Below are 12,876 nucleotides of genomic sequence, written 5' to 3' on the forward strand. Positions count from 1 at the left end.
CTTCAGTATTAAAAATGGATATTACTGTTAACAATATAAATGAATTACCCCTTATTTCTGCACAGATTTTAAACTATATAGCAGATTATCGGGTAATTCTTTTTTTTGCTCCGATGGGAGCCGGAAAAACAACACTCATAAATGAACTCTGTAAGCAATTAGGCGTGACAGACCAACCTTCTAGTCCAACCTTCTCTATCGTAAATGAATATCAAAGCGTTAACGGTGCTGTTTATCATTTCGATTTTTATCGGTTAAAAGATGAGCAGGAAGCCTATGATCTGGGATACGAAGATTATTTCTTTTCGGGTAATTACTGTTTTGTTGAGTGGCCGGAAAAAATAAGCAATTTACTTCCGTCAGTAGCCGTTTCAGTATTCATTTCAGTATTGGCGGATGGTACAAGAAAAATTGTCTTGCAGAAAGGCTTGAGCTAAATCTTAGACTACTCTTTGCTGCCGATTTTTTGTCCTAAATTTAACATATTATTGTTACTTAATCAAACCCAACGAGAACCTAACTGCATAGATTTAGGTTACAAAGCAATGATACCGATAAATCTTGATTGTTTTTTGTAAATTGACCCGATTTTTGTGTAATTGAGATCAATATGACCGAATTATCTAACTTGGCGCGACAAGCCATGATGCAGCCACAGGAGGCAATGCTAGAAACAGGCAAGAGAAAGAACAGCTTAGTCATTGGATTGCCAAAAGAACTAAGTTTTCAGGAAAACCGCATAGCCTTAACACCTTTATCCGTTGCGTTATTAGTAGAAAATGGCCACCAAATCATGTTGGAATCTGGCGCTGGTAACGGTGCCAACTTCTTGGATCACCATTACAGTGAGCAAGGTGCAATTATTGTACATGAAAGGGAACGCATTTACACTTGTGACATTATTATCAAGATTGGGGCCCCTTCACTCGAAGAAATCGCCATGATGAAAACTGGCCAGGTACTCTTTTCAAGTCAGCAACCCTCGTTACTTGGCTTTGAGCATCTCCAGGCAATGATGAAGAAAAAAATCACCGCTTTATCTTACGAATACCTTCGTGACGAAGACAATATATTAACAGTAGTGAGGGCCATGAGTGAAATCGTCGGAGCAACTTCTATTCTTGTTGCTGCCGAATATTTAAGTAATATATTTAATGGCAAAGGGCTCATGTTAGGGGGTGTGACAGGCGTACCACCTACCGAAATAGTTATTATTGGCGCGGGAACAGTTGGCGAATACGCTACGCGAACTGCGCTCGCACTGGGAGCTCAGGTAAAAGTTTTTGATAACTCCCTTTACAGGCTTAGAAGGCTTCAAAATAATTTAGGAAACAAAGTATTTACGTCCGTTATTCAACCGATCGTTTTGCAAAAAGCCGTATTATCATGCGATGTTGTGATTGGAGCCATGCGTGCAACAAATGGTAGGAGCCCTTGTATTATCACAGAAGAAACCGTATCGAGAATGAAACCCAATTCTGTATTGATAGATGTAAGCATTGATCAAGGAGGATGTTTTGAAACGTCGCATATTACTAATCATGCTGATCCTATTTTCAGAAAATACGATGTTATTCACTATTGTGTCCCAAATATTGCCTCTCGTGTAGCGAGAACCGCCACTTATGCCTTAACAAACATTTTCACCCCCATTTTGTTGGATATTGGGGAACAAGGTGGGCTCTTAAATGTGATATGGAATAAGCCGGGTGTAAGAAACGCCGTTTATCTCTATCAAGGGCAGTTAACTAATAAAGACATCGCCCATAAGTTTAATTTAACGCCAAAGGATCTTGAGTTATTAATCGTATCGCACAGATAATACCTTTGGGTTTACTTGTGTTAACGTATTCATGAAAATTTTAAAGAAACAGTTTTTTAAAGATTCTTTTACATTGCTCAAAGCAACAGTAGTAGGATTTGGAGATGATAAAGTTTCCAAAATGAGTGCGGCCCTTTCTTATTATACGATTTTCGCATTAGCACCTTTATTAATTATTGTATTAGCTGTAGTAAGTTTTGTATTAGGAGATGATGCACAACAAGGGAAAATTTTCCAGCAGATCAACGAATATGTAGGAGCGGACGCCGCAGCATTAATACAGTCACTTATACAGAACCTTTCAGTAGGAAAGGGCTCTTTAATAGCAACAATTATTGGCGTGGGAACATTAATTTTTGCTTCAACAAAAGTCTTTGTTGAAATGCAAGATTCCCTAAATATGATTTTCAATGTAAAGCCTAAACCTAAACGTGGATGGGTCAAGATATTGGTCGACCGTGCGTTGTCTTTTTCATTAGTGCTAATACTTGGATTTCTATTAGTTGTATCCTTACTACTTAATGTAATAATTTCTTTTATAAGCAGCTCGCTAATTAAATATTTGCCTGATTTAACAATTTTTGGTCTAAACTTATTCGATGAGACTACCAATGTGGTGCTTTACCTAACAAATACGGTTATCACATTTTTTGTGTTAGCGGTTCTTTTTGGATCCATTTTCAAATTTTTACCAGATGTTAAAATCAAATGGAAAGATGTCCGTGCTGGAGCTTTCTTTACCGCTATCCTGTTTATGATAGGCAAATGGGGTATTGGTTTATATATGCAGTATGCAGCCCCAGCCTCCGGATATGGTGCTGCAGGTTCAATAGTCATCATATTGCTATGGATTAATTATACCTCTTCCATTCTGTTTTTTGGCGCCGAATTTACAGAAAAGAACGCAGAAATGTTTGGCGACGGCATTCATCCTTCTTCCATTGCTGTTAGGATAAATCATAGTGAGGAAACTGGTAAAGCATCCTTTAAAGAGACCTAAACCATGCTTAACTTATACCCATAATTTCCTTTTTCTTTCTACTTTTAAATCGTTTTGGTAAAACTGCGAGAATCTCTTCCTTCAATGCCTCAATAGCCTTTTTCTTTAAGTAGTTTTCTTGCGTTACAAGACTTATTTCCCGAACAGGTTCAGGCGATTTAAAATACCGGACTTTATCCAGCTCTTTTACAGAAAATTCAGCAATGCTTAATTCAGGCATAATGGTTACACCGGCATTCATATCAACCATTCTTTTTAACGTTTCCACACTACCTGTATTATATTCAAAAGCCTCATCTGGGTGCATAGATTTTCTTCGATTACAAATGTTAAGCACCTGATTTCGCATGCAATGCCCTTCATTTAAGAGCCATAACTTTTCACTTAAAATATCATTCGCCGTAACAGCCTTTTTAGTGTTAAGCTCGCTCTCTTTCGAAATGTAGGCAACAAATGTTTCATAAAACAAGGGGTGCTCTTGTAAATTGCTTTCGTGAACAGGGGTTGACAAAATACCACAATCTAACAATCCTACCTTTAGCTCCCGAATAATTTTTTCTGTGGTATATTCCCAAACATGCAAATGGAGCTTTGGGTAATTCCCCATAAAATTACCTAATACCTTTGGCAGCAAATAGGGAGCAATAGTAGGGATAACCCCGATTCTAAGCTCACCTTCTAATTCTCTATTTTTATAAGCGACAATTTCTTTTATTTTCTGGCTTTCCAAAACAGCAGCTCGCGCCTGTTTAATGATCTCTTCCCCTATTTCAGTAGGAACCACAGGCTGTCGTGTCCGATCAAAAATCCGTGCACCTAAAGATTCTTCTAATTTTTGAATTTGCATACTCAATGTGGGTTGCGTAACAAAACACCTTTCGGCGGCGGCAACAAAACTTCTATATGTATCTACAGCTATAATATATTCTAATTGGACCAGGGTCATACTATCAATTTTATTTATACAAACATAAGAATTATTGATGTAAATCATGAACCCCTGAGCGTTATCTTTGGTTTCAACAAGCATCGTGTTAAACCTATCATGCAGGCCATCTTGTGCTTGCCTGGTAGATTTAACATTATTTCACTAAAACTAAGCTGTAGGGGTTAAGAACATTTTTGTACTTTTGTTTGGACGACTTGGAGAAGTTTGTAGCATTTAAGTGCTTAACATAGTTTAATTTCCAGTTGATAAGCAAAAATCCGAATGAAACGCATTTTATTATATAGCCTTCTTATATTATCCATCGCCGGTATTTGGTATGCCTGTAAAAAAGCTGATGACGAGCCCATTTATCCAACGGCTCCTATCTCGCGGTTGTATATATCTCTTTCGGATCTTGAAAGTTCGGAAACGGCACAATTTAGGAACGTAATGGTTATTGATCCAGCCGACAGCACTGTTGGAACGGATGAATTACCTGTCGCCGATTCTTACGATACAGATCCTAAAAGGGGTATGGGAATTACATTTGACCCAACGATAAAAAGAGTCTTTCAGGTTAGCAGAAACGACTCTACTGTAAGACTATTCACGGTGAGTGAAGCGGGTGCTTTAACTGCGTCAACTTCCTTTAAAGATACCATTAATCTTCGCGAAGGACGCGCAATTGCCTATCACCGTGCATCAGATCAGCTGATCGTCACGGACAATGCGCTGAACGCATCGAGCATACACATTTTCAGCAACCCGCTAAGGCTTACCGGCCAAAGAAAAGCGCGCAAACGCCTTTTACTAAAATCTCAACCCTATGGGATAGCATTAAGTGAAAAAACCGATTCAAGTATGATGGTGAGTATGCAGGGAGATAAAAGAGAAATATTACAATATGATTTAGAAGCAATATCCGGTCTTCCTGATAGTACGGTAGCCGATACCCTCAAACCAAAAGCAAGCATTGGCATTGCCACGGCGACCGACTTAAGAGGTATTTCCTATTCCTCTGCGCTTGATGTTTTAGTGATTGCTGATATTGGTGTCGTAGATCAGTCTTCTCCAGATGGCAGTATTTATATCATTGAAAATGCGCTCAGTAAATTTGCTACAGGCGGTACAATTACACCCGATAGAGTCATTTCAGGAAGTAATGCAAATCTAATGGATCCTATAGACGTTGCTATTGATGATCGGGATGATAAAGAACACTATATTTATGTTACTGATCGTTATGGAAGAAGGATTTCCCGATTTTTGCTATCTGCAAATGGAAACACAGCACCAAATGCGACAAGATCAGTCGGCCAGATGACTCCAGAGTTTATCTACCTTGATGCTAGGCCACGACCGAGCTTAACCGAAAATAGCCAATAAGCGTTCGATTTCGGTTGCCTTTTCCACGGTTCCTGCTTGATTATAAGATGCCTGTAAATTTCGTAGCACCCTACTAATAATGGCAAAGTTATCACAGGGCAAAAAGAACTGTTTGTCATTTGGAAGATTCAACTGTTTTAAAAAAGATAAAACATCGTGCTTTCCAAAAATCTGTCCCCTATTAAAGGCATTGATGTAAAACAGCACACCCCCATTTTCGTCTTTGAGATGCTCATCCATATAGGCTAAGATAAAGTGCCGTGGCAGATTAACACCATATATAGGTATATCCAAACGCTGTGCTATAATGGCGTATATCGCTGCCAGTAAAATTGGATTACCCTTACGTGTCTCCAACACTTTTCCAACAAATGAATTTTGGGGATCATGGTAATTTTTTGTGTTCCCTTTAAACCCGTGTACATTATAAAAAACATTATTCAACAAGCGCACCTTTTCAACCGCATTCATATTGTACATCATTTCCAGCCAAGCATCGCGCTTTATCTCGTCCATCGTTCGGATAATAGCTTGTTCATCTAAATCCGGATATTGGTACTTATTTACAATTATCAATCCTTGTAATAAATCAAACCCTCCCCCTAAACGCCACAGATCTAACTCATTCACAATATGCTCGAATTGTATTTTATGAATGAGATTTTCTATTCTACCCTGCAAAAACGGATCAAAAGATTTTTCCCAGGCAGCTTCCAAAGGAGGAATCACAGGCGCTCCTAAAGTCATTAATTTTTCCTCTACATGAAGGTATATCCCTTCATCTGGATCGTCCAGGAGATGTATCAATGAACTTATTTCTTTATCATTAAGCATACACAAAATTAGATAAATTGCCTTTTAAATGCAATAATTAACCAGTATGTGAAAAGCACGACCATCCATATCGGCCACCGAATAAGACAAGGGCAATTTGCCTACTTTACTTTAATTCAATTGAACTTATATTATCTTTGTCTCATGGCAAATTATCGCTTTTTTCTTGACTATCTTAAACATTATCTGACTGCCAAAACAAGACATGGTGTACATTCTCCTTTTGTTTATAAATTAATAGATGAGGTGATCTACGATTTCAGGGAGAAATCATATGAAAAATCGATAGAACAGGAAAGAACCAAACTTAAAAACAATGACCATAGTATTGTGGTAACGGATCTCGGTGCAGGTTCCATGATGAATAATGGTAGAAAAAAAATGATAAAGACCATTGCTAAGAATGCTTTAAAACCTAAAAAAGTAGCGCAATTATTAGCACGATTAGCCTACAACTTTCAACCAGCTTCCATCATTGAATTAGGAACATGTTTAGCAATTACCAGCTCCTACCTCGCAAAGGCAGTACCCACTGCGCATGTTGTGAGTGTAGAAGGATGCCCTGAAACAGCCAAAGTAGCACGTACAACACTTAGCAACTTAGCGATAGATAACGTTGAAATTAAAGTGGGCAATTTCGATGTTTTACTCGCGCCAATAATTGATAATCTAGAGAAACTGGACTTCTTATTTGTTGATGGAAATCATCGTAAAGAGGCAACATTAACTTATTTTAAAACGTGTTTGCCGAAGGTTAGCAGTCGGTCCGTTTTAATATTTGATGATATTTATTGGAGTACAGGAATGAAGGAAGCCTGGCAGGAAATCAAGAATCATCCCGATGTCACGCTTACCATAGACCTATTTTATATCGGCTTAGTTTTTTTCAAACAAGACCAAGTAAAAGAACATTTTAAGATTAGGTTTTAGTCGTGAATAGTAGCAAGATATGAGTATCAAGTATCAAGACTTTATTAGTCAACGGCTGTGAGTATCGAGCAGTCTGACACCCGCTTTACCGCTTACCTATTTAACGGTCAACTCATTAACCACCCAACTACTTAACGACTCAACTACTTCCCCTCTTTCTAGAAAGCTTCGCCTAAAGACAAATAAAAGGCTGTTTGTCGAGGTTCTCCAGGTCTTTTCTCACCAATACCATAATCTATTCTTATACTAGAGTTGTGCTCAAGATCAAAGAAATAGCGTAAACCTCCTCCATAAGAAGGTTTAAGTGCCGAAAAATCAAATTTCTTTGAATATGCGGTTCCGGCTCCTACAAAAGCGGCAAAGCCAATTCTTGGATGTATGCGATACCTTAATTCTGCCTGAGAAGTAACCGCCGTTTTATCACGATATCTTCCGGGATAATAGCCGCGCATTGTTTCATCACTTCCTAATTGGGGGTATAAGTAAAAGGGAACATTGCCAAAATACTCATCATAGGTTGCGTTCAATCCCAACGTAAGCTTAGGCGTTAACGGGTAGAAGGCCCTTAGGTCGACATTAATCCGGCTCCCCTCAAAATTATCCTTTCCCCAAAAATCCGGTGCATAATTATAAACTAACCGTGCAAAATATCCCTTAGTAGTATAGATATTTGTATTCCTGTTATCGTACAACTGTGAAATGCCAAAAGCAAGGTACTTTCCTCCCTCTTTTCCATATAATGAAGATTGATCATAAATACCTCCCGGCCCTTCATCTGTGTATGCATAGTTCTCATAAACCAACCCCAGTCCAGCATAATAATTTTTAACAATCTTTTTTTCTCCTTCAAGCTTAAATCTAAAAAGGCGTTGTGTAAGCGAGTCCTTATCCTTTTTCAACGTCTGATCGCCAATGCCATAAAAATTAAATGGAAAATCACGATACCGAATCTCTGTAATGTAATGATAATTGTTTCCCTTCGTCCAAATATCTGTTGTAAGCTTTAAATTGGATTGCTTTTTTGTGGTTAACGATCCTTGTAAAACAATACTTGACGTTCTTATTAACGTATCATGTTTATCAAGATAGAAATTGTAGAGTCCCGAAATACCATATTCAAGCCCTGTCTCGGGAGCATAGCCTAATAAAGGCAAAACCATAAAGCCAGCAGATCTACTAGAATCTTTTTCGGATGAAATAAACTTTTGCGCCAGTTTACTTTGCATCAATTTACCATTCATAAAACGCTTATATAAGCTTGGTTTCTCTTGTGCCAGCAAAATAGTAGGTAAGAGCAAAAAACAAAAAAAACTTAATCGGCTTAACTTAAAGCTCATAAAAACAAATATATACTTAATGAATAGAAAATTCTTATTATATAGGTTTTGGAATACAATCAATGTTTCCAACTTTCTTTAATTTAACTTCTGTTTGATAGTATTGGCTCTCGAGCTGTAGGGAATCTGATCCATGTTGAATTATTTTAAAGCGAGGTAAAAATTGCCCTATACGATGGCATCCAGATAACTTTTGTCGCCAATTTTCCCTTGTAAAGGTTGATTCTATTAATAAACTATCATTCCTTACTAGGTAAACTCCTCTTGCATATTCTGCCCAATGACCGTTACCGAAGCAAGAGTCAACAACTGTCCGAACCTTACTATGTGTATTAAGGGTAATATACACCGAATCACAGGTAAATTTAAATTTATACAAGCTATAAGTTAATCGTTTATCTTGATTAGCAATAGAATCTTGCTCCCACACTCCTTGGAGATAAGGTTCTCCCTCATCCTGTACATTCGGATTAAATTTGCAACTTGTATATAGTCCACATATACCTACCAATATTGGTAGGTATATGTGGAAACGATTAAAGTAGTGATAGATGCTTCTCATGCCGACGCCATCGCCTCTACTTTAATCCTCCTATCATATCCTCAGGACGAACCCATTGATCAAATTGTTCATTAGTAAGTAAGCCCAACTCTAGTGCAGCTGCGCGCAGAGAAGTATTTTCTTTATGTGCTTTTTTAGCAATTTTTGCAGCATTTTCGTAACCAATATGAGGGTTAAGTGCGGTCACCAACATTAAAGAATTTTCTACATGTTTCTTTATGCCTTCATAATTTGGCTCAATACCAATGGCGCAATGATCATTAAAAGACACGCAAGCCTCCCCTAGCAGGCGGGCCGACTGTAAAAAATTGGCAGCCATTAATGGCTTAAAGACATTGAGCTCATAATGCCCATTGGCTCCTCCAATACTAATCGCAACATCGTTACCCATCACCTGCGCTGCCACCATCGTTAAGGCCTCACATTGTGTTGGATTAACTTTTCCCGGCATAATGGATGAACCCGGTTCATTTTCAGGAATAAATATCTCTCCGATACCAGATCTCGGGCCTGATGCGAGCATACGAACATCATTTGCAATTTTCATTAATGAAACGGCCAATTGCTTTAATGCACCATGGCTCTCCACAATAGCATCATGAGCCGCCAGTGCTTCAAACTTATTCTCTGCGGTTTGAAAAGGCAATCCCGTAAATTCTGCTATATACTTCGCCACATTCACGTCATAGTTTTTTGGCGTATTAATACCAGTCCCAACGGCAGTACCTCCTAATGCCAGTTCTGACAAATGTGCCAAGGTGTTGTTCAATGCCTTTAAACCATAAGTTAATTGGGCAACATATCCAGAAAATTCTTGTCCCAATGTCAGCGGTGTCGCATCCATTAAGTGAGTTCTCCCGATTTTCACAACATCTTTAAACTGCTCTGACTTCTCTTTCAATGTATTACGCAATTTCTCAACCCCGGGAATAGTTGTTTCTATCAACATTTTATAAGCTGCTATATGCATAGCAGTCGGGTAAGTATCGTTGGAAGATTGTGACTTATTCACATCATCATTAGGATGTATAAACGTCTTTCCTTCACCTAATTTATTACCTTGCATAACATGGGCACGGTTCGCTATCACCTCATTTACATTCATATTAGATTGCGTGCCTGAACCTGTTTGCCAGATTACGAGTGGGAATTCTGTACTGAGCTCTCCAGCTAAAATTTCATCGCAAACTTGTGCGATTAAATCGCGTTTTTCTTCTGGCAAAATGCCTGCATCTTTATTTGTGAAGGCTGCAGCTTTCTTTAAATAAGCAAATGCCTGGATAATTTCTCTTGGCATAGATCCTTCAGGACCGATCTTAAAATTCTCATGGGATCTTTCTGTTTGTGCACCCCAATACTTATCGGCAGGAACTTTTACCTCGCCCATTGTATCGTGTTCTATTCTATATGACATGTTAGCGATATTTTATTTTATCCTACAAAGTTAAAAAACTTATACACTTCGCCATGCGACGAAGCTTTAAAATGACCCATCTTCCATACATATCAGTAAAATTTTTATTAAATTGGTTTTTAACACAATATTTTACCAAATTCGCCATTCCTATTAGTATAGATTAACAAACAAACAGTATACGTTGAAACAATTACCAAAATTATTATTTTGTGCCATTATTGCATTGGCTTCATGCAGCTCCGCGGAACAAAAAAAAGAACAACAAGCTAAAGAACAAGCAATTACCGACAGCATTAAGCTCATTTATGACCCCCACAAAGCCAATCGGGAAATTGATGCCTTTATGCAGAAGTTACATAAAAAGTCTGCGTTTAATGGAAATGTGCTCATTGCTAAAAAAGGTAAAATTATTTACGAAAACGCATTTGGCTGGGCCGATTATCTACGAAAAGACAGTTTAAATATAAATTCCAAGTTTGAATTAGCTTCTGTATCTAAACCATTAACCGGAACAGGAATATTACTTTTAGTTCAGGAAGGAAAGATAAAACTTGACCAACAGGTGAAAGAATTCTTCCCCGATTTCCCTTATGAAGGAATAACCATACGTATGTTATTAACCCATCGTTCGGGACTTATAAATTATGTTTATTTTACAGATGATATTTGGAAAGACAAGAAAAAGGGAATGACAAATATGGATGTCATGAAAATTTTTGCAGAACATAAACCTAGCCCTTATAGTAAGCCTGATATGCGTTTTCACTATAATAACTCCAATTTCATGATATTAGGAGCCATTATTGAGAAGGTCAGTGGCCAATCGTTTACTGTATTCATGCAAGAAAATATCTTTATGCCTCTAGGCATGAAACATACGGCAGTATATTCCAAAGCAGATTATGAAAAAATCCCAACAAATGTAGTAGGACACGACCGTGTTTGGCGTAGATCGGTAGTACAGAATTTTCATGATGGCCCTGTTGGCGACAAAGGAATTTATAGTACTGTTGAGGATTTATTTTTGTTTGATAGAGCATTGAGAGAAGGACGTTTATTAAGTGCGGCACTTCAAGATTCTGCCTATGCCCCGCATAATCAAAAATCAATGAAAGGTGTTTTTAATTATGGTTATGGTTGGCGTACCTTTGAGCAGGGGAATGAACATGTGGTATATCATACCGGATGGTGGCATGGGTTTAAAAACTTATATGTGCGTGATCTCAAAAATGACGTAACCATTGTTCTTTTAAGTAATATGGCCAATGGCAGTTTAATGCATTTAGATGATTTATATAAAATACTCGAAATGCCTGTGATTAGACAAGGGGCATATAATGGGAGTGGGGATTATGTAGGGGAGTAGGTAAAATAGTTGAGTAAGTTGAATAGGAATTAGTTAAGTCGTGATAGAATATGAGAAGGCTCATACTTACTTAACGTTTCAACAATTTAACGTTTCTACGACTTAACAAATAACGGAAAACCAATAACAAATAAAATATGTTTGATAAATTAGTCCAGGCCCAGCAGAAGGCCGAAGAAATAAAAAAACGCCTAGATACAATCAGCGTTTCAGGCGAAGCAGAAGGTGGACTTATAAAAGTCATTGCTACCGCGAATAAGGAAATAAAGTCTATAAGTATAGACCCTACTTTTCACACGGTGGCAGCGTTAGAAGAATTGGAAGAGTTGTTAGCTGTTGCTATTAATAAAGCTTTACAGCAAGCTGAAAATATTAGCCAAACAGAGATGCAAGCCGCTACTAAAGATATGTTAGGTGGTCTTGGCGGAATGTTTGGAAGCTAAAAAAGGAAGTAATGAACGATGAGTTATAAATGATGAATTTTTAGCGATAACTGATAACTCACAACAATTTACGTCTTGAGACTTGGTACTTATGTCTTGATACTAATAACTAATAACCAGTAACGAACAAAAACAAGCAATAACATGAAAGCAACATTTTATGGACACGCATCTATTGCGCTGGATTTAGAAGGAGCAAATGTACTGTTTGATCCTTTTATAACGCCGAATGAACTGGCGAAAGAGATTGACATTAACACGTTAAAACCAGACTATATTATGCTCAGTCACGCTCATAGCGATCACGTGGCTGATGTAGCGGCTATACAAAAAAACGCAGATGCGACGGTTATAGCGGTGGTAGAAACCGCTGCTTGGGTTAGTAGGCAAGGAATTAGTCAGGACAAAATAATCGAAATGAATTTTGGGGGGACGGTAAAAACCAATTTCGGCACAGCCAAAATGGTATATGCCCTACACACAAATAGTACTCCCGACTTACAATACGGCGGTGTTCCTGCGGGTTATATCATTACTAGTGGCAATAAAAAAATATATTTTGCTGGCGATACGGCGCTAACGCTCGAAATGAAACTGTTAGCAGATGAGGCACTGGACTGGGCAATTTTGCCCATCGGAGATCATTACACGATGGGAGTAGACGATGCTATTAAAGCTGCGGGTTTTATTAATTGTAAAAATATAATTGGTATCCATTATAACACTTTCCCTCCCATAGCAATTGATGAAGCAGAGGCAAAGAAAAAGTTTGCCGATGCCGGACTACATTTACATTTATTACCAATAGGGGGTTCTCTAACACTTTAATTAGACAAGAAAAGAACCACGGG

Annotated in this window: 13 protein-coding genes; 8 read left to right on the forward strand and 5 right to left on the reverse strand. The window is 38.0% G+C overall.

What is annotated here, in order from left to right; translation table 11 throughout:
• Positions 1–14 precede the first annotated feature (14 nt).
• From tsaE to BMY50_RS21070, 3 genes are all read left to right on the forward strand, one after another.
• Positions 15–437 carry a tRNA (adenosine(37)-N6)-threonylcarbamoyltransferase complex ATPase subunit type 1 TsaE gene (gene tsaE, locus BMY50_RS21060; RefSeq protein WP_093328677.1) on the forward strand — a complete coding sequence of 141 codons (423 nt, stop codon included), beginning with the start codon at positions 15–17 and terminating at the stop codon, positions 435–437.
• 173 nt (positions 438–610) lie between these two features.
• Complete coding sequence (locus BMY50_RS21065; RefSeq protein ID WP_093328680.1) at positions 611–1,822, forward strand: alanine dehydrogenase; 1,212 nt, start codon at positions 611–613, stop codon at positions 1,820–1,822.
• A 31-nt stretch (positions 1,823–1,853) separates the two neighbouring features.
• The gene (locus BMY50_RS21070) at positions 1,854–2,822 is read left to right on the forward strand and encodes a YihY/virulence factor BrkB family protein (RefSeq protein WP_093328682.1); all 969 of its coding nucleotides are present in this window, start codon (positions 1,854–1,856) and stop codon (positions 2,820–2,822) included.
• Between the two features lie 7 nt (positions 2,823–2,829).
• On the opposite strand, the gene BMY50_RS21075 is transcribed toward BMY50_RS21070, so the two are convergent.
• Entirely contained in the window at positions 2,830–3,768 is a 939-nt protein-coding gene (locus tag BMY50_RS21075) for a hydrogen peroxide-inducible genes activator (protein ID WP_093328890.1), read from the reverse strand.
• A gap of 264 nt (positions 3,769–4,032) precedes the next feature.
• On the opposite strand from BMY50_RS21075, the gene BMY50_RS21080 reads away from it, so the two are divergent.
• On the forward strand, positions 4,033–5,136 hold the full coding sequence (locus BMY50_RS21080; RefSeq protein WP_093328685.1) for an NHL repeat-containing protein: 1,104 nt from the start codon (positions 4,033–4,035) through the stop codon (positions 5,134–5,136).
• On the opposite strand, the gene BMY50_RS21085 is transcribed toward BMY50_RS21080, so the two are convergent.
• Entirely contained in the window at positions 5,116–5,970 is an 855-nt protein-coding gene (locus BMY50_RS21085; protein WP_093328689.1) for a transglutaminase-like domain-containing protein, read from the reverse strand. The genes BMY50_RS21080 and BMY50_RS21085 overlap by 21 nt on opposite strands.
• A gap of 144 nt (positions 5,971–6,114) precedes the next feature.
• On the opposite strand from BMY50_RS21085, the gene BMY50_RS21090 reads away from it, so the two are divergent.
• Entirely contained in the window at positions 6,115–6,900 is a 786-nt protein-coding gene (locus BMY50_RS21090) for an O-methyltransferase (RefSeq protein WP_093328692.1), read from the forward strand.
• A gap of 158 nt (positions 6,901–7,058) precedes the next feature.
• Here the strand turns inward: BMY50_RS21090 and BMY50_RS21095 are convergent, their stop codons facing one another.
• The 3 genes from BMY50_RS21095 to fumC all read right to left on the reverse strand — a co-directional run bounded on the left by BMY50_RS21095 (position 7,059) and on the right by fumC (position 10,213).
• Positions 7,059–8,141 (reverse strand): BamA/TamA family outer membrane protein, encoded by a 1,083-nt coding sequence (locus BMY50_RS21095; RefSeq protein WP_238383843.1) that lies wholly within the window; start codon positions 8,139–8,141, stop codon positions 7,059–7,061.
• A 133-nt stretch (positions 8,142–8,274) separates the two neighbouring features.
• The gene (locus BMY50_RS21100; protein WP_093328698.1) at positions 8,275–8,799 is read right to left on the reverse strand and encodes a fumarate hydratase; all 525 of its coding nucleotides are present in this window, start codon (positions 8,797–8,799) and stop codon (positions 8,275–8,277) included.
• 16 nt (positions 8,800–8,815) lie between these two features.
• Positions 8,816–10,213, reverse strand: a complete 1,398-nt coding sequence (fumC, locus tag BMY50_RS21105; RefSeq protein ID WP_093328701.1) for a class II fumarate hydratase — start codon at positions 10,211–10,213, stop codon at positions 8,816–8,818.
• A gap of 184 nt (positions 10,214–10,397) precedes the next feature.
• Between fumC and BMY50_RS21110 the strand changes: the two genes are divergently transcribed.
• From BMY50_RS21110 to BMY50_RS21120, 3 genes are all read left to right on the forward strand, one after another.
• Positions 10,398–11,582, forward strand: a complete 1,185-nt coding sequence (locus BMY50_RS21110; RefSeq protein WP_093328703.1) for a serine hydrolase domain-containing protein — start codon at positions 10,398–10,400, stop codon at positions 11,580–11,582.
• A gap of 137 nt (positions 11,583–11,719) precedes the next feature.
• Complete coding sequence (locus BMY50_RS21115; protein ID WP_093328706.1) at positions 11,720–12,025, forward strand: YbaB/EbfC family nucleoid-associated protein; 306 nt, start codon at positions 11,720–11,722, stop codon at positions 12,023–12,025.
• A gap of 144 nt (positions 12,026–12,169) precedes the next feature.
• Entirely contained in the window at positions 12,170–12,853 is a 684-nt protein-coding gene (locus BMY50_RS21120; RefSeq protein WP_093328708.1) for a metal-dependent hydrolase, read from the forward strand.
• Positions 12,854–12,876: the final 23 nt, after the last annotated feature.

The sequence above is a fragment of the Olivibacter domesticus genome (assembly GCF_900109575.1).
GTDB classification, from domain to species: domain Bacteria; phylum Bacteroidota; class Bacteroidia; order Sphingobacteriales; family Sphingobacteriaceae; genus Olivibacter; species Olivibacter domesticus.

Excerpts from the sequence above, each read along its gene's own strand:
- tsaE (WP_093328677.1), top strand. The coding sequence starts at position 15 with ATGGATATTACTGTTAACAATATAAATGAATTACCCCTTATTTCTGCA.
- BMY50_RS21065 (WP_093328680.1), top strand. The coding sequence starts at position 611 with ATGACCGAATTATCTAACTTGGCGCGACAAGCCATGATGCAGCCACAG.
- BMY50_RS21070 (WP_093328682.1), top strand. The coding sequence starts at position 1,854 with ATGAAAATTTTAAAGAAACAGTTTTTTAAAGATTCTTTTACATTGCTC.
- BMY50_RS21075 (WP_093328890.1), bottom strand. The coding sequence starts at position 3,768 with ATGACCCTGGTCCAATTAGAATATATTATAGCTGTAGATACATATAGA.
- BMY50_RS21080 (WP_093328685.1), top strand. The coding sequence starts at position 4,033 with ATGAAACGCATTTTATTATATAGCCTTCTTATATTATCCATCGCCGGT.
- BMY50_RS21085 (WP_093328689.1), bottom strand. The coding sequence starts at position 5,970 with ATGCTTAATGATAAAGAAATAAGTTCATTGATACATCTCCTGGACGAT.
- BMY50_RS21090 (WP_093328692.1), top strand. The coding sequence starts at position 6,115 with ATGGCAAATTATCGCTTTTTTCTTGACTATCTTAAACATTATCTGACT.
- BMY50_RS21095 (WP_238383843.1), bottom strand. The coding sequence starts at position 8,141 with ATGAATGGTAAATTGATGCAAAGTAAACTGGCGCAAAAGTTTATTTCA.
- BMY50_RS21100 (WP_093328698.1), bottom strand. The coding sequence starts at position 8,799 with ATGAGAAGCATCTATCACTACTTTAATCGTTTCCACATATACCTACCA.
- fumC (WP_093328701.1), bottom strand. The coding sequence starts at position 10,213 with ATGTCATATAGAATAGAACACGATACAATGGGCGAGGTAAAAGTTCCT.
- BMY50_RS21115 (WP_093328706.1), top strand. The coding sequence starts at position 11,720 with ATGTTTGATAAATTAGTCCAGGCCCAGCAGAAGGCCGAAGAAATAAAA.
- BMY50_RS21120 (WP_093328708.1), top strand. The coding sequence starts at position 12,170 with ATGAAAGCAACATTTTATGGACACGCATCTATTGCGCTGGATTTAGAA.